This is a genomic window from Ornithinibacillus xuwenensis, from assembly GCF_039614845.1.
Taxonomy (GTDB): Bacteria; Bacillota; Bacilli; order Bacillales; family Amphibacillaceae; genus Ornithinibacillus; species Ornithinibacillus xuwenensis.
Window position 1 is genome coordinate 75,450 of sequence record NZ_JBDIML010000001.1, and the last position, 22,482, is coordinate 97,931.

Below are 22,482 nucleotides of genomic sequence, written 5' to 3' on the forward strand. Positions count from 1 at the left end.
AATATAATTTGCGATTTACAATAATAAATGAATGACTATTCATTCATTTTCGTTTCGGATGTATGCTTGAAGGAGATTAGTATGAAAAACAACAAACCAAAGTACAAATTAATTATCGAAGCAGCTGTTGATGTGATTGCTGAAAACGGATATCATGCTTCACAAGTTTCCAAAATAGCAAAAAAAGCAGGTGTTGCAGATGGCACAATTTACTTGTATTTTAAGAACAAAGAGGATATTCTAGTTTCCGTCTTTGAGGAAAAGATGGGACAATTTATCGAACAAATAGCTGCTGCAACGAGTCAAAAGGAGACTGCGAGTGAGAAGCTTTTAACGCTAATCAGCATGCATTTTGGCCAGTTAGCGGCTAATCATCATTTAGCGATTGTCACTCAGCTGGAGCTAAGACAATCTAATTTATCTTTGCGGCAACAAATCAATCGTATTCTTAAACCATATCTAGGTGTTATAGATGGAATCATTAAGGAAGGAATCGATGAGAATTTGTTCCGTAGTGATATTAATATTCCTCTCATTAGACAGATGATATTTGGGACACTTGATGAAACGGTGACCAACTGGGTAATGAATGAGGAAAAATATGATTTAGTAGGCCTAGCTCCTGCTGTACATGATTTAATTACCAAGGGCATCAAGGCATCGTAGAACACTACATAACAATGTATGACTGCCCAAAATACATTTAATGATTCGTAAAGGGGTGTTATCTTGGGAAAAATTGCATATGAATTGAAAGAGCATGTCGCGATTCTTACAATACAGAGTCCTCCGGCCAATGCTTTATCTAGCAGTCTATTGAATGCGCTTTCTGATCAGCTTGATTTAATCGAGAAGGACAAAACAGTTAAAGCAATCATTCTAAAAGGCGAAGGAAGATTTTTTTCGGCAGGAGCAGATATAAAGGAGTTTACATCATTACAAGAGGCTTCCGATTATCAAGCGCTTTCTGAAGCTGGTCAACATTTATTTGACCGCATTGAACAATTTCACATCCCAGTAATAGCAGCGATTCATGGTGCTGCATTAGGTGGAGGAATGGAGCTAGCATTGTCCTGTCATATACGTATTGCTACAGAAAATGCAAAGCTTGGATTACCGGAGCTTACACTAGGGATTATCCCTGGATTTGCCGGAACCCAACGATTACCTTTATACGTTGGCACAGCCAAGGCATATGAGATGATATTAACAGGGGAGCCAATATCAGCAAAAGAGGCACATCAGTATGGGTTGGTTAGCCAAATTACTGGTGAAGAGGAAGTATTTGAGGTTGCATTTTCACTTGCATCAAAAATCGCTTCCAAGAGCAAGCCTACCATAAGTAGGATTATGCAACTTATTCCATACGCCAAATCTGAACAATTCTCTAAAGGTGTAAAGGAAGAAGCGAAAGCATTTGGGGAAATTTTTGGTTCAGAGGATGCAAAAGAAGGGGTTCAAGCTTTCCTTGAAAAAAGAAAGCCTAATTTTAAAGATAAGTAAGAAAAATTGATAGCTTAATAGATTACTAGAGGAGGAACTCACGTGAACATTTATGTATTATTAAAAAAGACATTTGATACAGAAGAGAAAATAATTGTAACAGATGGTCGTATTGAGGATGAAGGTGCTGAATTTATTATTAATCCTTATGACGAATATGCTGTTGAAGAAGCGATAAAACAGCGTGACGAACATGGTGGAGAGGTAACCGTTGTCACGATTGGAGATGAAGATTCTGAGAAACAGCTTCGCACTGCACTTGCGATGGGGGCTGATAAAGCTGTATTAATTAATACGGAAGAGGACTTAGAAGAAGGTGACCAATTTACAACGGTTAAAATATTGGAAGCATTCTTTGAAGATAAAGAAGCTGACTTAATTCTTGCTGGTAATGTAGCGATTGATGAAGCTAGTGGTCAGGTTGGACCACGTCTTGCAGAAAGACTTGGTATTTCATACGTAACAACGATTACAAGCTTAGAAATTGATGGTGATACAGCAAACATTGATAAGGATGTTGAAGGTGATGTTGAAAAAGTACAAACCACATTACCACTACTTGTAACCTGTCAACAAGGGTTAAATGAACCAAGATATCCTTCTTTACCAGGAATTATGAAAGCGAAAAAGAAACCACTGGAAGAATTAGAAATCGATGATTTAGATTTGGATGAAGATGAACTGGAGCCAAAAACAAAGACAATCGATATCTTTTTACCTCCTGAAAAAGAAGCAGGAAGAGTACTAGAGGGTGAAATAGAGAATCAAGTGAAAGAACTTGTTTCGCTGTTAAGAAATGAAGCGAAAGTACTTTAATTGGATGACAGAAAGGAGAAAAAATAATGAGTGATAAAATACTAGTGATTGGTGAATCTAGAGACGGCGTACTACGTAATGTAACTTTCGAAGCAATTGCTGCAGCGAAAAAAATTAGTTCAGATGGAGAAGTTGTTGGTGTGCTATGTGGTAGTGAAGAATTAGCTAGCCAGGCACAAGAGATGATTTATTATGGTGCAGATCGCGTCGTTACCGTAACAAATGAAAAATTATCTTCTTATACATCAGAAGGGTTCGGTCAGGCTGCATTAGCAGTAATTGATGATGAAAATCCTAGCGGTATCGTAATGGGACATACTGCTGTTGGAAAAGACTTGACACCTAAGCTTGCAAGTAAACTGGAAGTAGGATTAATCTCTGATACGGTTGACATCAACCATGATGGTGGTCAAGTAGTTTTTACTCGTCCGATATATTCTGGTAAAGCGTTTGAAAAAAAAGTAATTACGGATGGTATCGTATTTGCAACCATTCGTCCTAATAATATCCCAGCCTTAGAGCGTGATGAATCTCGTTCTGGTGATGTTCAACAGAAAACAGTTGACATCTCAGATTTACGTACGGTTATTAAAGAAGTTATTCGCAAAGCAACTGATGGAGTAGATTTATCAGAAGCGAAAGTTGTGGTAGCTGGTGGTCGTGGCGTGAAAAGCGCAGATGGGTTTAAACCATTATATGAGTTGGCTGAAGTATTAGGTGGTGCAGTTGGTGCATCTCGTGGTGCTTGTGATGCAGATTACTGTGATTACTCCTTACAAATTGGTCAAACAGGTAAAGTGGTAACGCCTGATTTATATATTGCGGTCGGTATATCTGGTGCAATACAGCATCTGGCTGGTATGTCGAATTCCAAGGTGATAGTTGCAATTAATAAAGACCCAGAAGCAAATATCTTCAATGTTGCTGACTATGGAATTGTTGGTGATTTGTTCGAAATTATACCGATGCTAACCGAGGAAATTAAGAAAATTAAAGGATAACAAGATAAGAAAATCTAACCTTTAATTGGTTAGATTTTTTTATTCTAAACGTTATACTCAATGATTTTATTGGATAAGAACGATGATAATAAGCAAACTGTTAGTAAGGATTTTCTATTAATGGTATACTCATTTTGAAAGACGTAACAAGAGGAGGAAAGTTCATGGCAATTGTAAATGTTACAGATCAAAACTTCGCTGGTGAAACTGCTGAAGGATTAGTACTAGCAGACTTCTGGGCTCCATGGTGTGGTCCATGTAAAATGATTGCTCCGGTTCTAGAAGAAATCGATGGCGAAATGTCTGAAAAAGTACAAATCGTAAAATTAGATGTTGACGAAAACCAAGAAACTGCAAGTAAATTTGGTGTAATGAGTATCCCAACACTATTATTATTCAAGGATGGGAATGTAGTTGACCAAGTAATTGGTTTTCAACCAAAAGAAGCGCTTGTTGAACTAATCAATAAGCACGCTTAATGCGATTCCATATAATACGTTAATCAATCCCTTGTTACAGCTTGTGACAGGGGATTATTTCTAATTTAGTGTGTAAGGAATGACAATAATGAACCAAACGATACAAGAAAAGTTAGCAGTTTTACCAGCTAAGCCAGGCTGTTATTTAATGAAGGATAGGCATAATACAATCATCTATGTAGGGAAATCAAAACTATTAAAAAATAGAGTCCGATCATATTTTACTGGTGCACATGATCAAAAAACACAACGATTGGTTCAGGAAATAGTTGATTTTGAGTATATTATTACCTCCTCAGAAATTGAAGCACTCATATTAGAAATGAACTTAATCAAAAAGTATGATCCGAAGTATAATGTCATGCTAAAGGATGATAAATCCTATCCATATTTAAAAATCACATCAGAACGACATCCTCGTTTATTGATTACTCGAAAAGTAAAGAAAGATAAAGGAAAGTATTTCGGTCCTTACCCCAATGTCATTGCGGCGAGAGAAACGAAAAAATTGCTTGATAGACTATATCCACTACGTAAGTGTAATAACCCATCGGGTAGACCGTGTTTGTATTATCATATGAATCAATGCCTTGCATGTAGTGAAACGCCACCTTCTGAAGCAGATTATAAAGAAATTGTTCAAAGTATTACTTCATTTCTTCAAGGTGGCTTTAAAGAAATAAAGAAAAATTTAACGACGAAAATGCAAGAGGCGAGTGAACAACTAAACTTCGAAAGAGCAATGGAGCTACGGGATCAAATTCAACATATTGAGGTTGTGATGGAGCAACAGAAGATGACCTTAAATGATCGTGTTGATCGAGACGTATTTGGATTTAGTTATGATAAAGGCTGGATGTGTATTCAAGTGTTTTTCATTCGACAAGGGAAATTGATAGAACGAGATGTATCTGTTTTTCCGTTCTTCGATGAACCAGAGGAAACGTTTATGAGCTTTATCGGACGATTTTATCTTCACCAGCATCATCCAAAACCCAAGCAGATTTTTGTGCCTATTGGAACTGAAACCGAGCTATTACAGGAATTATTAGATATTGATGTTCATACGCCTTATCGAGGAAGAAAGAAAGAATTGGTTGAACTAGCAATGGAAAATTCGAAAGCATCCTTATTGGAAAAGTTTTCTATTATCGAACGGGATGAAGAGCGTACTATCCAAGCAGTTGAAAGTCTCGGTCATGCATTAAATATTGAAACGCCTAGACGGATTGAAGCTTTTGATAATTCTAATATACAAGGGACAGATCCAGTTTCAGCAATGGTAGTATTTATTGATGGTAAAACGAGTAAGAGGGATTATCGAAAGTATAAAATTAAAGATGTTAAAGGACCAGATGATTATGAGACAATGCGTGAAGTGATTAGAAGGAGATATACCCGTGTGTTAAAAGAGTCCTTGCCACTGCCTGATTTAATAATTGTAGATGGTGGTAAAGGGCAAATGAGTGCTGCGCTAGACGTTTTGGAGAATGAGTTAGGCTTGGATATTCCGTTATGTGGTCTAGCGAAGGATGATAAGCATCGAACAAGTGAATTACTTTACGGCTTTCCACCTAGTATTATCCCTTTGTCAAGACAATCACAGGAATTTTACTTAATTCAACGTATTCAAGATGAAGTGCATCGATTTGCTATAACGTTTCATAGGCAGCTTAGAGGGAAGAACTTATTCCAATCAGAGTTAGATAAAATCCCAGGAGTTGGGGAAAAACGTCGAAAATTACTTTTAACACACTTTAAATCAGTTAATGATATTCGCGATGCTGATATTGAAGACATTACCAAGTTAGGTGTACCACAAAACATTGCAGCGGATATTATTAGCCATTTAAACAATCCAACAGAATAATGACAAGAGATTTATAAACGTACGGTAATGTACCGCCCCCTCCGAAAGATAGATTTTCACACTTAATTTGGGAGGTCGGTACATTTTTACTGTACGTTTTCTTTTATTCTTAAACCATCAACCATTGAAAGCTTAGTTAATCTCCTCTAGTTATTAGTTTAAGACTTTCTAGAAAATCATAACATTACTTCTTGACTGCGTGTATATAATGAATTGTTTCAAAAGCTGTCAAATAATCTGCACGATTATTAAAGAAGCGAGCATTTAGGTGATCAGGAGATAAGTGCTCGTATATAAGCAAATTTGATTTTTCTAACAAACGCTCTATCTCTTCATAAGTGAAGCAAGATTTCATTGGTTCGTGACTTGCAGAAGCCATTTTTACCATATTGCTAACTCTATTATGCAGTCCCTTTTTTTCAAATAGTGTTTCATCCGCATAATCAAACACAATAGAGCTTCCAGATGGAACTCTGGAAAATAGGTTCATTAGCAAATCGGAAATTTCTTCTTTAGATAAGTAATAGGAAACTCCCAATAGGCTAAAGAAGGTTTTCTCATATTTGAAGCCTGCATCTAGTAGTGCCCGAAAAGAAAATTCCTTCGTAAAGTCCATTGGAATAAAGTGAAGATTATTCGGGATATCTAAATTGGCTTGCATTAGTCTTTGTTTTTTATCAGCTTGGGTTGCTGGGTGATCAACCTCAAATATGTCTATGCAATCATTATATTCAGGGTGACGAAAACAAAAACTATCTAGTCCAGAGCCAAGTATGACATATTGTTTCAATCCTAACGTTATGTCATGCTGTAAGACCTGTTCACAGTATGCTCCTCGTGCTAAGGGTGTAGGAGAAAGGTGTACCTGTGTTATCCACTTTAATATCTCCTCTGAATTATCTTGGAATTTTATCACGCTGTCTTTATCAAAAAAATTCATTCCTTGAATCATATTTTTACTAATATTTGTGAATTCCTCTTCAGTAAGTAAATGTAATGCGATAAAATCATCAAATATTTTAGGTGTGTCATGTTTACTATGATAAGCACGTCCATAAGCCGATACTAAGGAAGTTATACTAGAATCATGTTTCTTCATGCCATTCTACCTCCTATAAAAAAATAAGATTCTCCTGGCCAGGAGAATCTTATTATACATACAATTAAATTAATTGTAAATTATAGCATAAAAAAATATTTTTGTCAATTTTTTTATCTTTAAAGCACCTTGAATTTCTTGCTTTTTAAAAATATACCCCCAAAATATTCCATGTTGTGTTATTATAAGAATGTACGTTCGGTTGCGGTTGTTTCTTTAAGGAGGAATCAGAATTGGGTGAAAGGAAATATCAACAGGTTTGGAAGTTGGATTCGAAGGGGAGTTATAACGAAAAACTAACGAAACTAGTAAAACAACTGGAAGATAAATTACATCATTTTACGACTCCGCGAATATTGGAGGATGCAATCCATATCACAGAATTACTAACTTCCATTGCTGAGGTTCGTGTTCATTTGTCGCAAACAAGTTCTATCGTTAGTTGTCTAATGGCGCAGAATTCAAATGATCAAACTGCCGTTGCGTTAAAAGGAGAAGTTCTATCGATTAATGCTCGTTTTGATAGCTGCTTACAACGATTTATAATTATGTTAGCGGATACAAATGAATCTACTTGGAAAAAAATAATAGATTCCGAGTTGTTGCGTAACTATAGATTTATTCTAAATGAATGGAAGGAGAATAGATTGGAGATATTTGACAATGAGCAGATAATTACTAATTTCATGGCTGACGGGTACCATGCTTGGGGTGACTTTTATCATGCGTTAATCGGTAAAATAATTGTCAATATTGGTGTAGAGGGAAAAGAAAACAAACTATCTGTTGGACAAGCTATTAATTTACGGTCACATCCTAATGAAGACGTTCGGCGAGATTCATTCTTTAAATTAGAAGGAATTTGGGAGGAAAATGAAGAAGTATTTGCAAAAGTACTTAATCATATTTCTGGCTATCGTCTACAAGACTATCATAACCGAGGAGTAGATGATGTCCTAGCGGTGCCATTAATCAGAAATAGATTGAAGAAAGAAACTTTGCGTGCCATGTGGAAAGTGGTTGATCAGAGCAAACAGCCATTTATAGATTACTTGAATCAAAAGGCAATAATGATTGGTGGGAAGAAGCTGCATGCTTATAATTTCTGGGCACCATTATCAAGGGTGAATCATCAAATTGAATACCGTGATGCTGTGGAATTTATTTTAAAACAGTTTAGTACATTTGGAGATGAAATGGAGAGTTTCTCTAGACAAGCATTTGAGAAAGGTTGGATTGAAGCTGAAGACCGTTCTAATAAATCAACTGTTGCATTTTGTGCAGGGTTTCCAGTTTCAGAGGAATCGCGAGTGTTTATGACGTATGGAGGAAGTATTACAAATGTCTTAACATTAGCACATGAATTAGGACATGCATTCCATAATTATGCGATGAAGGGTGTCGATGGTATCAATAGGCAATATCCAATGTGTATTGCTGAGACTGCTTCAACATTTTCCGAGATGATCATCTTGGATGCTGCTAAGTCTAAGGCGAAATCCGATGAAGAGAAATTATTTTTCCTCGATGAAAAACTAAAGCGTAGTGTCATGAACTTTATGAATATGCATGTTAGATTTCTCTTTGAAAAGAAGTTCTATGAGGAGCGTAAAACAGGAATAGTCCCTTCTGAACGATTAAATGAATTGATGGAAGAGGCTTTAAACAAGGGGTATGAAGGTTCGCTTGCTAGTGTTTCTGTTCATTCATGGGTTTGGACTCCGCATTTCTATCTTACCAAGGTTCCATTTTATAACTTTCCATATACATTTGGTTATCTATTCGCTCTATGTTTATACGCCAAGTCAAAAGAAGTTGGAAAGGAATTTGAAATGTCATATTTAGAATTACTTCGAGACTCAGGAAGCATGACCATGGAAGCATTAGTGAGGAAGCATTTGAATGAGGATATAACAAAGGAAGATTTTTGGGAAAAAGGAATAAAGCTATGCTTAGAAGATGTGGAAGAATTTATTATGCTTTCTCATAAGTTAACGAAATAATTCGTCTTCTGATTTCTATATTTAATACCAATACGCACTCATATTGAGTTAATTGGATATAATCTGCATTGCTGCTATCTCGCTTTTCGATAAGAACGATATGAATGAATATAGTAAGGGGGAAGTACTATGGGAACCATTGAAATGATACCATTAGACGAAGAGAATCTAGAATCTCAAGGGTGCTATTGTCTTCGCAGTAGACCTAATGAGAAGGGTTATACTGATAAAAATAACTGGCTGACGGATAGATTTAGTGAAGGATTAAAATATGTGAAACTGATGGAGGATGGTAAACCAGCTGGGTTTATTGAATATACACCAATTGAATATTCATCTCGAGTTGTTTATGGTGATAACTATCTCGTCATTCATTGCTTATGGGTAAATATTACGGGGAAGGGATACGCCTCAAAACTTATTAAGCAATGTATCCAGGACGCAAAGGAACAAAATAAAGATGGCGTAATTGTAATTACAAATCCAGAAACTTCATGGACACCGAGTAAAGAGGTCTTTATCAAAAACAATTTTATTGAAATCGAACAAGCACCATATGGATTTGAGTTGTTAGTTTATAAATTTGGAGATTCGCCTAATCCTTATTTCCCAAATGATTGGGAAGAACGATTGATGACTTTTGAGTCGCTAACCATTGTGCGGACTAGGCAATGCCCATTTGTTGAGATAGCCACTGACAATGTTTTGAAAGCAGCGAATGCCCTTGGTATAACCGCAGAAATAATTGATATCCAAACCAGGGAAGATTTATTAAGGCTGTCGCCAACTCCATATGGTATTTACGGGGTAATTTACAAAAACACATTAATTTCTTATCATAGACTTACCACCCATTCTGCGGTTAAGCGTCTTAAAGCATTAATGTGAATTTTTAATGAAACCTTACAAGATGAGTTCAACATTCAGTTTCAGAATTTTCGGGTAAATAATCAGTAGTTTATGTTACGATAAGTATGGAGAATGTTTTTGCGCATAATTAATAGTGACGGTAGCTGAGATGACTATAGAGGTGTTCGGTTTGAAAAGGTATTTATTGATTATGGTTATATGTTTATTGTTTATGGGATGTAGCTCAGAATTGACTTTTTCACAGGTGAATACAGACCATATCGGGAAAGATATGCAGACGTATCTTTCAAGACATGCAAGAGAAAATGGTATTTACTTATATTATGAAGAACCAGATGAAATGTACGTTTATTTACATGGAATGAATTCTCTGCAAGGAGAGAATTCGATTTATTACACTGATTTTAGTGTGAAAGCAAATGCGGATACATTGGAAATACATTATAGTAGCAATAAGACAAGTGATTATTCAGATCGAACGTTAGCACGTGAAGGGTTATACAAAGTACATCTGGATAAAAAGTATTCTACTATTCAAGCTTTTCATAATGGAGAGGAAGTACCATTTAATGACATTTCCTCATAAGTAATTGTTTATAAAATCTGAAAGGGGAGAGATAAATGAAATTAGCTATTATTAATAGTGTAAGAACTAACAATTTTCACGATGACAAGATGATGCAAAAGATAATTGAGTTATGGAAAGGTGCATCTAGTCAGTTAACGGAACATGAAGGAATTCGATACGGTGTCTACCATGAGTATGCGGATAATTATAAAGGTGATTATTCGCTAAGTGTTTGTGTGGAAGGAAATGTGGAGCCGAGTATGGAGATATCGAACAGTGATAAATATGAAATTTTTCCAGTAGATACGGCTGATGAACAAGGAATTATCAAAGCATGGAAAAAAATTTGGCAGCAAGAAGAATCCGGTATCATACATAGGGCATACTCAGTTGACTTTGAGAAATATTATCCTAATGGAGAAATTGAGATTCATATTGCTGTAAAGAACTAGTTATTTCTATTATTTAGTCCCAAACTTTTGAAGTATTTGCTAATATAAAGGGAGAATTGTAATGAGAAAATTTGTTGTTTATCTTGCAAATAAGCAGCATGAATTAATGACAAACTCGTTGTAAATAGACCATGTAAACTATTTAAGAGAACTAAAGGAAAAGGGTGTATTATCATTTTGCGGACCTTGTAAAAATGGGACAGCTCTTATAAAAATATATGGTTAACTCCGGTTGTTTATTGGGTAATGGACTAGAAAGGTGTTCAGGTAATTGATACCAAGCATTTGAATAATCCATTTAAAAACTCTTGGTAAACTTATCCAAGAGTTTTTTTAATGGCTATTATTAATAGGATATCGTGTTTCTACCCGATTTTTTGGAACTATATAATGCATTATCGGCTTCAGAGATTAACTCATCCAAGCTTTTTCCCTCTGAGAAACCACTTATCCCTATTGAAATTGTTAGTTTTCCAGTAGGTTGGCTTTCTTCCCCGTAGAATTTATATGCCTCTACCTTAGCTCTAAATGCTTCTAAAATCTCAAGCGCTTCTTCCATATTGGAGATATTCGGTAAGCAAACGATGAATTCTTCTCCTCCATATCGAGCAAATACATCCCCATTTTTTAAACTTTCCGATAGCAGCTGACCAATCATACGTAAAACTGCATCCCCCGCTGGGTGGCCATGGGTGTCATTGTAATTCTTAAAATGATCGACATCAAACATTGCAATGACAAATGGTTTTTTGAGATGCATCAAATGTTCAATCTTGCTTCTAAAGTGTCGAAGATTATAGATATTTGTCATGCTATCGTGTCTAGATTGGAACTCTAGCTCTTGTCTGTATAAAATGTTACGATTTGAATCATTTTGAATAAGTCCGATACTTAGTAATGCAAGGGTTTGAAACACCATCATGATCAATGCTGCTTTCAGAGAAATTGGCGTAGTAAGTAGCATGAGTGCTACTAAAATAATTTCATAACATGTAAACACGAAGAACATATGTTTAATGCTGATTATCGTATAAGGTGGCGTGTATGAATCTCTTTTATGAAAAATAGCCCCTAATAAAAAGGGAATAATAATTGCCTGTAAAATTCCTTGCATTACGGTGGGACCACCGAGCGAATATCGTAACCATGTTGGTAGAATGATCGATACAATTCCGAACTTCCAGCCGGCTAAATAAGAAATAAAAAATATCGGGACACTTCTTAAATCCACCCGCATTCCTTCGAACTCTAATGGGTAGTGCATGATAAACAAGCTTAATAAACTGAGTGCGATTGGCACAAACCAAAATAGTTTATGGGTCACATCAAATTTTATTAAGATAAATTCTTTTGCTTTTAGAGTTAGAAACATATAAGCAATGATTAACGTCATGTTTTCTAAGAAAGACTCAATTATAACCTGCATTTCAATACTCCTACTTTTAATAAATGTAAAAATAGATAATTCATCACTGAATATGAAAGGAGCTTGAATATTTCAAGCTCCATGTCCTGTATGTTATTATGTGTGATTTTGGTACTTTCCATCTTTAATTTGCTTTAAATATTATTGGTTATATTTTCCTGATACTTGGTCGCGCTCACGTGCTCGAAAAGATTGTTAATCAACATAAATAACGTTAAATTCTACTTGGTGTATCTTTGAGCGAACTTCCTCAATACATTCACATTCTTTTCCCTTTAACATCGTAATGGCTTCTGCAAGAAATCCTGCCTCTAATCGAAACTCGGTATTTAGTTCAGTCGTTAACCGCTGTACAACTGCATCTGCAAGTAAGTGGAATTCAAGTTCGTTACTCTTCTCCTTAAATAACTCCAGTCGGCCCCAACCAACCTTCTCAAAGAAATAAATGATATCTCCTACAGCTTGTAAGTCAAATTTTCTAGCAAGATTTCTTCCCATAAAGTAAAGAAGCGCCTCTGATTCTGAACCGAGTAAATCAGGAAGACTAACGTAACGCAACAAATCATATCCTGCACCTGCAGATTGGATGTTGTCTAATAATGAGATTGGAAGACTCTCTTGTTTTTTTTGCATAGCTGGTTTCCTTCCTCTATAAAAAAGTCACATAGTTTCATTATAAGTATAATGTTATTATCCATGCATTTTATATATTAAGCAAGGACAATAAATAGAATGTAAGCGATTTTATTTGTTCAAAAAATCGGAATGCCTATCCTTGACGCTAATAGGAGATAGAAGTACAATAAAAATGTTGCAAAACTACATTTTAGACAAAATTTGATAAGCATAATTTTGTGTGAAATGTCAGACTAATTTCTAAAATCATCAGAAGAACTAAGGGGGGTATCACATGGCGGAACATAGGGAGTATTTTTACAGGAGATTACACTCATTATTAGGTGTAGTTCCAATAGGAATTTTCTTGGTTCAACACTTGGTTATAAACCACTTTGCAGTATATAGTGAAGAAAGCTTTAATAAGGCTGCAGGCTTTATGCATAATCTTCCATTTGTACTGGCATTAGAAATTTTCATAATTTATTTACCAATCTTATTCCATGCAATATTAGGAGTTTACATTGTATTTACTGCGAAAAACAATGTAAGAAGATATGGCTTTTTCCGCAACTGGATGTTTTATCTACAACGGATTACAGGTATTATCACGTTAGTATTTATTGCATGGCATGTATTTGAAACTCGTGTACAGGTTGCGCTAGGAAATGCAGAAGTTGATTACAGCTTAATGGAAGGAATTTTATCTAGCCCAGTAATGTTCTGGTTTTATATTATTGGTGTCGTTTCTGCTGTTTTCCACTTTGCAAATGGCTTATGGGGATTTTTAGTTTCTTGGGGATTCGCGCAATCACCAAGATCTCAAAAAATTGTTACATATGCCACTCTAATTGTCTTTTTAGTAGTTAGTTATATTGGTGTAAGAACGTTAATTCAATTTGCTTATGGCGTATAAGTAAGAGATAAAGGAGTGAGTTATCATTATGAGTAATCGTAAAGTCGCTGTAGTTGGCGGAGGCTTAGCCGGGTTAATGGCTACAATTAAGGCAGCTGAAGCTGGTGTAAGCGTTGATCTATTTTCAATTGTTCCAGTAAAACGCTCTCACTCTGTATGTGCCCAAGGTGGTATTAATGGTGCCGTTAATACAAAAGGGGAAGGAGATTCCCCATGGCTCCATTTTGATGATACAGTTTATGGTGGAGATTTTTTAGCTAACCAACCACCAGTAAAAGCGATGTGTGACGCTGCACCTGGTATTATTAATATGCTAGACCGTATGGGGGTTATGTTTAACCGTACTCCAGAAGGTCTTTTAGACTTCCGTCGTTTTGGTGGAACACAGCATCACCGTACTGCATTTGCTGGGGCTACTACAGGTCAACAATTATTATATGCTCTTGATGAGCAAGTACGTCGTTATGAAGTAGAAGGCTTAGTAACGAAATATGAAGGATGGGAATTCCTAGGAGCTGTCATTGACGAAGAAGGTGTTGGACGAGGAATCGTTGCACAGCATATGAAGTCTCATGAGATAAAATCTTTCCCATCTGATGCAACGATTATGGCAACAGGTGGACCTGGTATTATCTTTGGTAAATCCACTAACTCCATGATTAATACTGGCTCTGCAGCAAGTGTCTTGTATCAGCAAGGTGCAAAGTATGCGAACGGAGAATTTATCCAAATTCACCCAACTGCTATTCCTGGAGATGATAAGCTTCGTCTAATGAGTGAATCTGCACGTGGTGAAGGTGGCCGTGTTTGGACATATAAAGACGGAGAACCTTGGTATTTCTTAGAAGAGAAATATCCAGCTTATGGAAACCTAGTTCCTCGTGATATTGCGACACGTGAAATCTTTGATGTATGTGTGAATCAAAAGCTAGGTATTAATGGTGAGAATATGGTTTACTTAGACCTTTCTCATAAAGACCCGAAAGAACTTGATGTTAAACTTGGCGGTATTATTGAAATTTATGAAAAATTTGTTGGGGAAGACCCACGTAAAGTACCGATGAAAATATTCCCAGCAGTTCATTATTCAATGGGTGGACTATGGGTTGATTATAATCAAATGACTAGCATTCCTGGTATATTTGCTGCTGGGGAATGTGATTATTCTCAGCATGGTGCGAACCGTTTAGGTGCTAACTCACTACTGTCTGCAATTTATGGTGGTATGGTAGCCGGACCGAATGCAATTGAATATGTAGAAGGTCTATCAAAACATGTAGAAGATCTAGATCCTAGTTTATTTGAAAACCGCGTAAAAGAAGAAGAAGAGAAATTTGAAGCCATGATGAATATGAATGGTGAAGAAAATGCTTATCAAATTCATCAGGAGCTTGGTGAATGGATGACTGATAATGTAACGGTGGTTCGTGAAAATGCGAAACTACTAAAAACAGACGAAAAAATCCAAGAGCTTTTACAACGCTTTGAAAATATTAACATCAATGACACTTCTCGTTGGAATAACCAAGGTGTTATGTTCACTCGTCAGCTTAAAAATATGCTTCACTTGGCACGAGTAATTACAATCGGTGCATATAACCGTAATGAAAGCCGTGGAGCTCATTATAAGCCAGAATTCCCTGAACGTAATGATGAAGAGTGGTTGAAAACTACAGTTGCACAATTTGATCCAAAAGAGAATGCGCCTGTATTCTCATATGAAGAAGTCGATGTGTCATTAATTCCGCCTCGTAAACGTGATTACACGAAAAAGCACTAAGACGGGATAACAAATATAGCGAAGGGAGTAAGTGAAAATGGCTGAACAAAAGACTGTTACATTTATTATTACTCGTCAAGATAGCCCAGATTCTGCTCCATACGAAGAAACATTTCATGTTCCATATCGTAAAAACATGAATGTAATCTCTGGGTTAATGGAAATACGAAAAAATCCCGTTAATGCAAAAGGGGAAAACACTAGTCCAGTTCAATGGGATATGAACTGTTTAGAAGAGGTATGTGGTGCTTGTTCCATGGTAATTAACGGAACACCGAGACAATCATGTGCTGCGCTTGTCGATGAATTAGAACAACCAATTCGTCTAGAGCCTATGTCAACTTTCCCAGTTGTTCGTGACTTAATTATTGATCGTGAACGCATGTTTGATGCACTTAAGCAGGTAAAAGCATGGATTCCAATTGACGGTTCATATGATCTAGGTCCTGGACCACGTATGCCAGAAAAGAAACGTCAATGGGCTTATGAGTTATCTAAATGTATGACGTGTGGTGTATGCTTAGAAGCTTGTCCAAATGTAAACGATAAATCAGACTTTATTGGCCCAGCTGCAATCTCGCAAGCTCGTTTATTTAATTCACATCCAACTGGTGAAATGAACAAGAGTGAGAGATTAGAAGGGCTAATGGATGAGGGAGGACTTGTTGGATGCGGTAATGCTCAAAACTGTGTCCAAGTTTGTCCAAAAGGTATTCCATTAACAACTTCTATTGCTGCAATGAACCGTGCTGCAACAGTTCAATCGTTTAAGAATTTCTTTGGTAGCGATAACGCTCATTAATATTATTCTTTCATACAACATGACCCTTACCTCAAGCTTAGGTAAGGGTCATTTTTTTATACCAATTAAGGGGTGGTTACGATGAAGAACATTTCATATATAGAGAACCTTGTAGAGTGGAAGAACGAGTTTTTATTTTCAATTCCAATTCGAATTCGGTTTTCTGAAACCGATATGTTTGGCCATGTAAATAATGTTAGTCCATTTATCTACTTTGAAGAAGCGCGTATCGAATATTTGAAGTCTGTTGGATTGTTTAATGACACCACACATTTGGATGGTATTCCAATTGTTGCGGATTTACAGTGTGATTACTTGAAACAGCTATTTTTTCAAGACCGTCTAGAGCTTTATGTAAAGGCTACTCATGTAGGTAATTCTTCTTTTGATATTCATTATATGGGCTTAAATCAACATGATGAAATCTGTATAACCGGTAGAGGGAGAATTGTCTACATTAATCCTTCAACTGGAAAACCAATTGCACTAAGTGATGCTATTAAAGAAAAACTTACTGTAACATTGAAACAGTAAACAAGCATATAAAACCGACTTCCAAAAAGGAAAGTCGGTTTTTTTTAGAGTTTTAATTCGCCCATGCGAATTAGCTCTACTACTGCCTGAGAACGCCCCTTGACTCCTAATTTTTGCATAGCATTTGTTATGCATACCATTAGCAAGCAGTTGCAAACCCTGATATAACAACGTTTGTTTAATTATATACTTCCTGATAATTTCGTACAAGTAAAGAATTTGCCATTATATTTCTCTTTATATGATCCATTCTTTTTATACATAATTCCTCTGATACATTAAAATCCTCTGCTAGATCTTCTATTAAACGTGGGTTATTATAATCATATTTCTTTATCATGAAGTAGGGAAGAGCTGCATACATAGTAAATCGATTTGCATCCCATTCCTGTAGCTGTCGGAATGCTTCAGGCATCATAGATTGATGTCCTACATGTCGCAATATATGGCATAATTCATGAAAAAATTGTTCGCGTTGTTCTTCTATCGTGCTTCGTGAATCCAAAGTTATAGCTTGATATCGACCATGAATATCATATCTAGCTGGCATTGGTTTTCGATGAATAAAGATTCTTTCAGTTCTTGCTATTTGTTGAAGATTTATTTCACCAGCAACTAATATTTTATTTCGTTCATATTTTTTTGTTATCCAATCCTCTAATGCAGATGCGAGATAACCCATGCTAATTTATCCTCCTAATTGCTTACGAATATATGTTCTATTTAATGATATTATAAAAGGTGTACATTGGATTGTACACCTTTATATATATATTAAATAATTTTCAAGTAATCCTCTATTGACCCTTTATCAATTTTTTTTGAAAAGAACATAAATTCTTGTCCTCTTGTTGGCTCTGCAATTGAATAATTTAAGTAATACTTGTTTTTGTCATGCTGTCTGTATAATTTTTCAATTTGTTCCGCAACATCGTAAGTTAAAATCCAATAACGATTCGCCATATACTTATTAATAGTTTTGGCTAATTCAACATGATCTTCATGTGAATAAAAATTGGTATAAAGTTCAGGCCCTTTATCATAATAAGGAGGGTCAAAAAAAGTTAACGACTTTCTAGTATGCTTAATTTCTGTATTAATAAAATCTATTGCATCCAGATTACAAACCTTAATACGATTTGAAAATGAGGCAATCAAATTGATTCGTTTAATAATTTCAGATTTATTAAAACGGCAATCAATTTTATAATTTCCATCTTGATTTTTCCCACCTATGACTCCAGCCTTAATAATTCCAGAACGGTTAGTTCGATTTAAAAATAAAGTTGAGAATGCTAAAGTGAGTTCATCTATATTATTTTTATTTAGTTGTACTTTTTTTTGTTTATACCATTCTTCCATATTAATTGGAGTATCTTCAATCATTGTGATTAAGTCGTGGTGATTTTCTTTAATGATTTTCCAAAGGGAGTATATACCCCTATCAAAATCATTTATTATGATTTGTTTAACATCATTATTAATGAGCAATCGTAAAGCAACAGCTGCTCCACCGGCATATGGCTCAATGTATGAACTTAAACCATTCTGAGTTATTAAGTGTTTAACATATTGATAGGTTTTATTTTTACCCCCTGGATATCTAAGAGGGGAAAATCTACTGGCCATTTTATCACCTCACTGCTATAATAAACTATTTTATTTAATATGGCCAGAAATTTCTTCTATCATAATTTTAACAGCAGAATACCACCTTCGTTCAATTTCCCAAAGTGCGTCAATTGATGGTTCTCGATGATTCCCATGTGCCACTATATTTAACTCATCAGGATCTCTTTTTTGAAAACTTTCCCTTAGAACTCTAGCCACATGTCTGTTTTTCTTTTCAAACTGTTGAAAATTCCCTTTACTACTATCTGTACATTCCTTTAGAAGACTATCTATGGAAAGTTCTTTAACCGGAATTCCATTTTTAACTTTAATATTAAAGTTATTGGCCATGATATAATCCTGTAATGTACATTCTAGGAATGTACGAATTAACACTGTTGTTGCTAAAGAAAATATCTTGATATCAATTTTATGTAGTTCGAATAACGATTGCGATATTCCTATAACATTTCCACTATAGTTAATTCCTTTAAATGGATAGTTTCTCTTCTTTGGTTCTTTCTGTCGTTTATTGTATTCTCTTTTATTACCTGGGTCGTTTTCTCTTTTTGTTTCTTCTATTTCAGAATCATTATCTTGTTTCTGGTCAGATTCATCTGTTTCATTAGTATCATTATTTTGAATGCCATTATTATTGCCGGGATTGTCTAATGAATTTTCGATTGAGCTTAGATCTTGTTCTTGCTCTTGTTCTGGGGAATCATTATTTGTACTATCTATGTCATCATCAAACAAAGTAGGGTTTTTTAAAGATGCTTCTAATTGCTTAATTAACTTTCCTATTTCAATAGCTTCTTCTATTGTGGCTAAACTATTTTTCGAGTTGAAAAATACTTCTTGAAAGTTATCTTTTGTATTTAAATTACGAGTATTAATTTTCTTGAGATCCCAATACAAATAAGAAATTTTGGCTAAAATATTAGTTAAAAGTTCTTTTTGGTATACGTTATACTCATTAGTAGACATTTTGAAAGTATTATTTTCAAACTTAAATTTTAATGGTCCTTTTAATGAGTTATATATTCTTGATATAATAAGTTCTGTAGGAATGGTAGTCTCTATATTAGAATCACTATATCTTCCTTTGGGGTATAGCTTTTTATATGAATCTAATACCATTCTCAGAAAACTATATTTTCTTAACGAATCTTTAATTGAAGCTGTGCTTTCTCCAGTAAAGCTCTTAAGTGCTTTTAAATCTTTCCCATTTTCAAAGTGTTGTTGATAGAAGAACATTTTTGAAATCTGCGACCAGGTTTTTATTCCATCAATGTGACGTTGCGTTAATGAGTAAATTGCATCGTCTCGAGTTGAAACTTCATCAACATAGAATTTAGATAATGAGTTTTTAAGTTCAGAAGAGATATTTTTCCTCAGGTCTGAAATTTTTCTTGTATATCTAGTGCTTATTGATAATGAATCCAGTATTTTGTTAGGATTTAATATTATGGTTATTGCTGCCGTTCTTCTATTTCCCTCTAAAACAATATACTTAGAATTGCTTTTGGTAACCAATAATCTCTCACCAGGAACGAGTCCGCCATAAGCCTTTATTTTTTCAGCTAGCTCTACTACCTCTTCAAACTCTATTAAATAGTTCATAATATCCTTATTAGTTATATTCTTTGTTGAATTGGTAACAAATCTTGGATTCTGATCATCAAGAACTAAATCGTTAAAGTCTATTTCAATTGATTTATACATTTGAATTCCCCTCCATTTACCAGATTAAAATATGGTTTAGCTGCATTTTTATTTTAAATCTAATAAGTAAATATACCTATGTAACCCTCGTAAAAAAGCACACCAAATAAACTTTGATGTGCTAATCTTGTTGTTCTTCTTTTTCCATTCTCTCTGCTTGTTCTACTATAAATTGAAAATAACTTTCAAGTTGTTTAATTCCATCTGGCCCCATAGCTTTCCATTTTTCTATGTCAAAAAATCCTGATTGTTCGATGCCGTATTTTTTAAGTAGTATGTTTATTTCATACAATGCATCAAAATCTTCGTTAACTTTTGAAGAATTACTATTAGGATTATCAGTTTCTCCAGTTATGTAATCGATTGAAACATCATATTTTTTAGAAAGTCTTTTCAATATTTCTATCGAAGGTTCGTTTCTTCCTTGTTCGTAATAACCATATCCACTTTCGGTAATGCCTAAGAATTCAGCTACATCTTTCTGAGTTAATTTATGTTTTTTTCTTAACTCTTTGAAACGCTGACTTACTTCTACCATAATTAGCACCCTTTTCTTGTTTGCATGTAAACATTATACAACATATAGTTGGATTAAAAATTAAAAACAACAAAAAATTTAGTGATATACATTGACAACAACATTTTGTTGGGTTATTCTATAAACAACAAAATGTTGGGGGGGTGGCCGGATGGCTAAAATCAAGAGAACAAAGCTTGTATCTCTAAGGAAAGAGAATTTTTGGTCGCAAAAAGATGTGGTAAATATCTTACATCAAGAGTTTGGCATTAAAATTACTAATAGTTATTACGGTATGATTGAACAAGGGGCTAGAAATCCAACTCTAAAGTTAGGGGTTGCTATCTCTAAGATTTTTAATGTCGGTATTGATGAAATTTTTTTTGAACATCAACACAACAAAATGTTGTTTTGATTAATCATAACCAAGGGCAGTCCGACTGTCCTACCTGCATAGGTTATTGGGAGGGGTGATTTTTATGTCAAATAAAAATAAAAATGAATCACCAAAAAGAAAGACTCACCTAAAGCTTGGTAAAGAAACTTACGGCAAGATGCCGATTGAAGAATGTTTTATTAAGGCATTCGAGCCATATTTCAACCCAGATAAAGCAAAACATCTGTATTTAAATAGGCTTGGTTGAGCCGTTCCTTTTTGGCTGGACAAGCTTAATATACCGAGTGGGGGTCGGTGATTACATTATAAAACAACTACATAGATTTAACCGTTCACTCTCGGAACATAGTTCCAACACGGAACAGTGGGGGAGGTGAGAATGTTGGAATTAGCAGCAGTTTTAAAGAAAATGCGAAGGAGGTCAGGATTAAGCCAAGAAGCACTAGCACCTAGATTACACATGTCTCGAAGTAATATTTCAAAGTTAGAGAGAGGCAAATTAGACATCCGAGGGAACGACCTACTGCGATGGGCGCAAGAAACGAGCTCACAGGACATCTTAATCTCTATTGCTTGCAACATTGATTTAGCAACTGCGACAGACATGATATCTCAGTTAACTCAATTAGCAGGAACAATTTTATTAGGGTGGTGGTTTTAATGGATTTTAAAGAATTTCTACCAAGCGATAAAGATAAAGCCAACCGAGAAGTAGCTTGTATTGAGCACTGCAAAATACGTGTAGCAGAGCACTATAAAAATGGAAGATATATAGAGGCAGTAGCATTTCACATTAACATTGCGAGGTCACTAGAAGCACTAGACAGGCTTAAACAAAATAAGATAGAGCACGATCAACAATTCATGCTTAAAAGATTGGATGCTCAATTAGTAGTGGACAAGCAGATATACGAACTGAAGGTGAAAACTCATGCAGCGAAGTGATAAGAGTCTTGCGATTTTAGGAATTGTAATCACATTGTTTTGGTTGGTAGGTGAGATATTTTGAATGATAAATCAGTCGATAGGTTCATGATAATTGCATTTGGTTTAACATGTTTCTTTTTTCTTATTTGTTCTAGATTGAGTGCTTTGTAAGAGGAGGATGAAAGTGAAGAGAAGTAAAAAACAAGACAAAAAAATAACTCGTGCAGCAACACGAGTCAATAACGCTTAAATCTATTTTACTATATTTCCCTCATTTTAACAAGAACAGGGGAGGAAAACCATGATTCAAACTATGATTTATGACTATTTAGGCTCAGAAACAGACCCTATCTACCAGAAGCTGAAACAACTTAAAAAAGGGCAGCAAATCGACCTAGGTAGTCTTACAGTTTCATTGAATTATGCCGGAATGTATGAAGTTACATCAGTTGATCTACACGATGGATTCAGTAATACAGAATCATGTTACCAATATTTGTTAAAAACAATACAGGAGTATAGCCATGCATGTGCCATATAAGGTTTTTATACCTAAACGAATATTTAAACA

At 35.1% G+C, this 22,482-nt stretch carries 26 protein-coding genes and 1 pseudogene; 19 read left to right on the forward strand and 8 right to left on the reverse strand.

The features are described 5' to 3' along the window. Positions 1–81 precede the first annotated feature (81 nt). From fadR to uvrC, 6 genes are all read left to right on the forward strand, one after another. Positions 82–666 (forward strand): fatty acid metabolism transcriptional regulator FadR, encoded by a 585-nt coding sequence (fadR, locus tag ABC228_RS00365; RefSeq protein WP_427902200.1) that lies wholly within the window; start codon positions 82–84, stop codon positions 664–666. A gap of 63 nt (positions 667–729) precedes the next feature. Continuing rightward, positions 730–1,503, forward strand: coding sequence for an enoyl-CoA hydratase (locus ABC228_RS00370; RefSeq protein WP_345823105.1), 774 nt, complete (start codon positions 730–732; stop codon positions 1,501–1,503). 42 nt (positions 1,504–1,545) lie between these two features. Then, on the forward strand, positions 1,546–2,319 hold the full coding sequence (locus ABC228_RS00375) for an electron transfer flavoprotein subunit beta/FixA family protein (RefSeq protein ID WP_345823106.1): 774 nt from the start codon (positions 1,546–1,548) through the stop codon (positions 2,317–2,319). Between the two features lie 26 nt (positions 2,320–2,345). Then, a complete protein-coding gene (locus tag ABC228_RS00380; protein ID WP_345823107.1) occupies positions 2,346–3,320 on the forward strand; it encodes an electron transfer flavoprotein subunit alpha/FixB family protein in 975 nt (324 codons plus the stop codon). Positions 3,321–3,484: 164 nt separating this feature from the next. Further along, on the forward strand, positions 3,485–3,799 hold the full coding sequence (gene trxA / locus ABC228_RS00385) for a thioredoxin (protein WP_345823108.1): 315 nt from the start codon (positions 3,485–3,487) through the stop codon (positions 3,797–3,799). An 88-nt stretch (positions 3,800–3,887) separates the two neighbouring features. Then, a complete protein-coding gene (gene uvrC / locus ABC228_RS00390) occupies positions 3,888–5,669 on the forward strand; it encodes an excinuclease ABC subunit UvrC (RefSeq protein WP_345823109.1) in 1,782 nt (593 codons plus the stop codon). A 184-nt stretch (positions 5,670–5,853) separates the two neighbouring features. Here the strand turns inward: uvrC and ABC228_RS00395 are convergent, their stop codons facing one another. After that, positions 5,854–6,768, reverse strand: coding sequence for a class I SAM-dependent methyltransferase (locus tag ABC228_RS00395; protein ID WP_345823110.1), 915 nt, complete (start codon positions 6,766–6,768; stop codon positions 5,854–5,856). 233 nt (positions 6,769–7,001) lie between these two features. Between ABC228_RS00395 and ABC228_RS00400 the strand changes: the two genes are divergently transcribed. The 4 genes from ABC228_RS00400 (at position 7,002) to ABC228_RS00415 (ending at position 10,661) form a co-directional block, all read left to right on the forward strand. Beyond that, positions 7,002–8,771 carry a M3 family oligoendopeptidase gene (locus ABC228_RS00400; RefSeq protein WP_345823111.1) on the forward strand — a complete coding sequence of 590 codons (1,770 nt, stop codon included), beginning with the start codon at positions 7,002–7,004 and terminating at the stop codon, positions 8,769–8,771. Positions 8,772–8,900: 129 nt separating this feature from the next. Beyond that, entirely contained in the window at positions 8,901–9,659 is a 759-nt protein-coding gene (locus ABC228_RS00405) for a GNAT family N-acetyltransferase (protein WP_345823112.1), read from the forward strand. Between the two features lie 211 nt (positions 9,660–9,870). Then, positions 9,871–10,227: a hypothetical protein gene (locus ABC228_RS00410; protein WP_345823113.1), complete on the forward strand. Its 357-nt coding sequence runs from the start codon at positions 9,871–9,873 to the stop codon at positions 10,225–10,227. Between the two features lie 35 nt (positions 10,228–10,262). After that, positions 10,263–10,661, forward strand: a complete 399-nt coding sequence (locus ABC228_RS00415) for a GyrI-like domain-containing protein (protein WP_345823114.1) — start codon at positions 10,263–10,265, stop codon at positions 10,659–10,661. A 346-nt stretch (positions 10,662–11,007) separates the two neighbouring features. On the opposite strand, the gene ABC228_RS00420 is transcribed toward ABC228_RS00415, so the two are convergent. Together ABC228_RS00420 and ABC228_RS00425 are read right to left on the reverse strand one after the other, a co-directional pair. Next, on the reverse strand, positions 11,008–12,087 hold the full coding sequence (locus ABC228_RS00420) for a GGDEF domain-containing protein (RefSeq protein WP_345823115.1): 1,080 nt from the start codon (positions 12,085–12,087) through the stop codon (positions 11,008–11,010). Between the two features lie 195 nt (positions 12,088–12,282). Next, a complete protein-coding gene (locus ABC228_RS00425; protein ID WP_345823116.1) occupies positions 12,283–12,720 on the reverse strand; it encodes a YslB family protein in 438 nt (145 codons plus the stop codon). 277 nt (positions 12,721–12,997) lie between these two features. On the opposite strand from ABC228_RS00425, the gene ABC228_RS00430 reads away from it, so the two are divergent. The 4 genes from ABC228_RS00430 to ABC228_RS00445 all read left to right on the forward strand — a co-directional run bounded on the left by ABC228_RS00430 (position 12,998) and on the right by ABC228_RS00445 (position 16,734). Beyond that, positions 12,998–13,618 carry a succinate dehydrogenase cytochrome b558 subunit gene (locus ABC228_RS00430; protein ID WP_345823117.1) on the forward strand — a complete coding sequence of 207 codons (621 nt, stop codon included), beginning with the start codon at positions 12,998–13,000 and terminating at the stop codon, positions 13,616–13,618. Between the two features lie 28 nt (positions 13,619–13,646). Beyond that, positions 13,647–15,398 (forward strand): succinate dehydrogenase flavoprotein subunit, encoded by a 1,752-nt coding sequence (gene sdhA / locus ABC228_RS00435; RefSeq protein WP_345823118.1) that lies wholly within the window; start codon positions 13,647–13,649, stop codon positions 15,396–15,398. Positions 15,399–15,435: 37 nt separating this feature from the next. Next, positions 15,436–16,200 (forward strand): succinate dehydrogenase iron-sulfur subunit, encoded by a 765-nt coding sequence (gene sdhB, locus ABC228_RS00440; RefSeq protein ID WP_345823119.1) that lies wholly within the window; start codon positions 15,436–15,438, stop codon positions 16,198–16,200. Between the two features lie 81 nt (positions 16,201–16,281). Further along, positions 16,282–16,734: an acyl-CoA thioesterase gene (locus tag ABC228_RS00445; protein ID WP_345823120.1), complete on the forward strand. Its 453-nt coding sequence runs from the start codon at positions 16,282–16,284 to the stop codon at positions 16,732–16,734. Between the two features lie 44 nt (positions 16,735–16,778). Here ABC228_RS00445 and ABC228_RS00450 read toward each other — a convergent pair. From ABC228_RS00450 to ABC228_RS00470, 5 genes and pseudogenes are all read right to left on the reverse strand, one after another. Further along, a pseudogene (locus tag ABC228_RS00450) lies at positions 16,779–16,865 on the reverse strand (helix-turn-helix transcriptional regulator); the annotation flags it as partial. Positions 16,866–16,912: 47 nt separating this feature from the next. Next, a complete protein-coding gene (locus tag ABC228_RS00455) occupies positions 16,913–17,416 on the reverse strand; it encodes an ImmA/IrrE family metallo-endopeptidase (protein WP_345823121.1) in 504 nt (167 codons plus the stop codon). Positions 17,417–17,508: 92 nt separating this feature from the next. Further along, positions 17,509–18,363 (reverse strand): DNA adenine methylase, encoded by an 855-nt coding sequence (locus ABC228_RS00460; RefSeq protein WP_345823122.1) that lies wholly within the window; start codon positions 18,361–18,363, stop codon positions 17,509–17,511. Positions 18,364–18,393: 30 nt separating this feature from the next. Continuing rightward, positions 18,394–20,070 (reverse strand): ParB/Srx family N-terminal domain-containing protein, encoded by a 1,677-nt coding sequence (locus tag ABC228_RS00465; protein ID WP_345823123.1) that lies wholly within the window; start codon positions 20,068–20,070, stop codon positions 18,394–18,396. 121 nt (positions 20,071–20,191) lie between these two features. Then, positions 20,192–20,608 carry a helix-turn-helix domain-containing protein gene (locus ABC228_RS00470; protein ID WP_345823124.1) on the reverse strand — a complete coding sequence of 139 codons (417 nt, stop codon included), beginning with the start codon at positions 20,606–20,608 and terminating at the stop codon, positions 20,192–20,194. A 151-nt stretch (positions 20,609–20,759) separates the two neighbouring features. Between ABC228_RS00470 and ABC228_RS00475 the strand changes: the two genes are divergently transcribed. The 5 genes from ABC228_RS00475 to ABC228_RS00495 all read left to right on the forward strand — a co-directional run bounded on the left by ABC228_RS00475 (position 20,760) and on the right by ABC228_RS00495 (position 22,452). Further along, complete coding sequence (locus ABC228_RS00475) at positions 20,760–21,002, forward strand: helix-turn-helix transcriptional regulator (protein WP_345823125.1); 243 nt, start codon at positions 20,760–20,762, stop codon at positions 21,000–21,002. 64 nt (positions 21,003–21,066) lie between these two features. Beyond that, positions 21,067–21,231: a hypothetical protein gene (locus ABC228_RS00480; protein ID WP_345823126.1), complete on the forward strand. Its 165-nt coding sequence runs from the start codon at positions 21,067–21,069 to the stop codon at positions 21,229–21,231. Between the two features lie 132 nt (positions 21,232–21,363). Continuing rightward, positions 21,364–21,645 (forward strand): helix-turn-helix domain-containing protein, encoded by a 282-nt coding sequence (locus ABC228_RS00485; RefSeq protein ID WP_345823127.1) that lies wholly within the window; start codon positions 21,364–21,366, stop codon positions 21,643–21,645. Further along, the gene (locus ABC228_RS00490) at positions 21,645–21,929 is read left to right on the forward strand and encodes a hypothetical protein (protein ID WP_345823128.1); all 285 of its coding nucleotides are present in this window, start codon (positions 21,645–21,647) and stop codon (positions 21,927–21,929) included. The genes ABC228_RS00485 and ABC228_RS00490 overlap by 1 nt, the downstream gene beginning before the upstream one ends. Positions 21,930–22,212: 283 nt before the next feature. Next, entirely contained in the window at positions 22,213–22,452 is a 240-nt protein-coding gene (locus ABC228_RS00495; RefSeq protein WP_345823129.1) for a hypothetical protein, read from the forward strand. Positions 22,453–22,482: the final 30 nt, after the last annotated feature.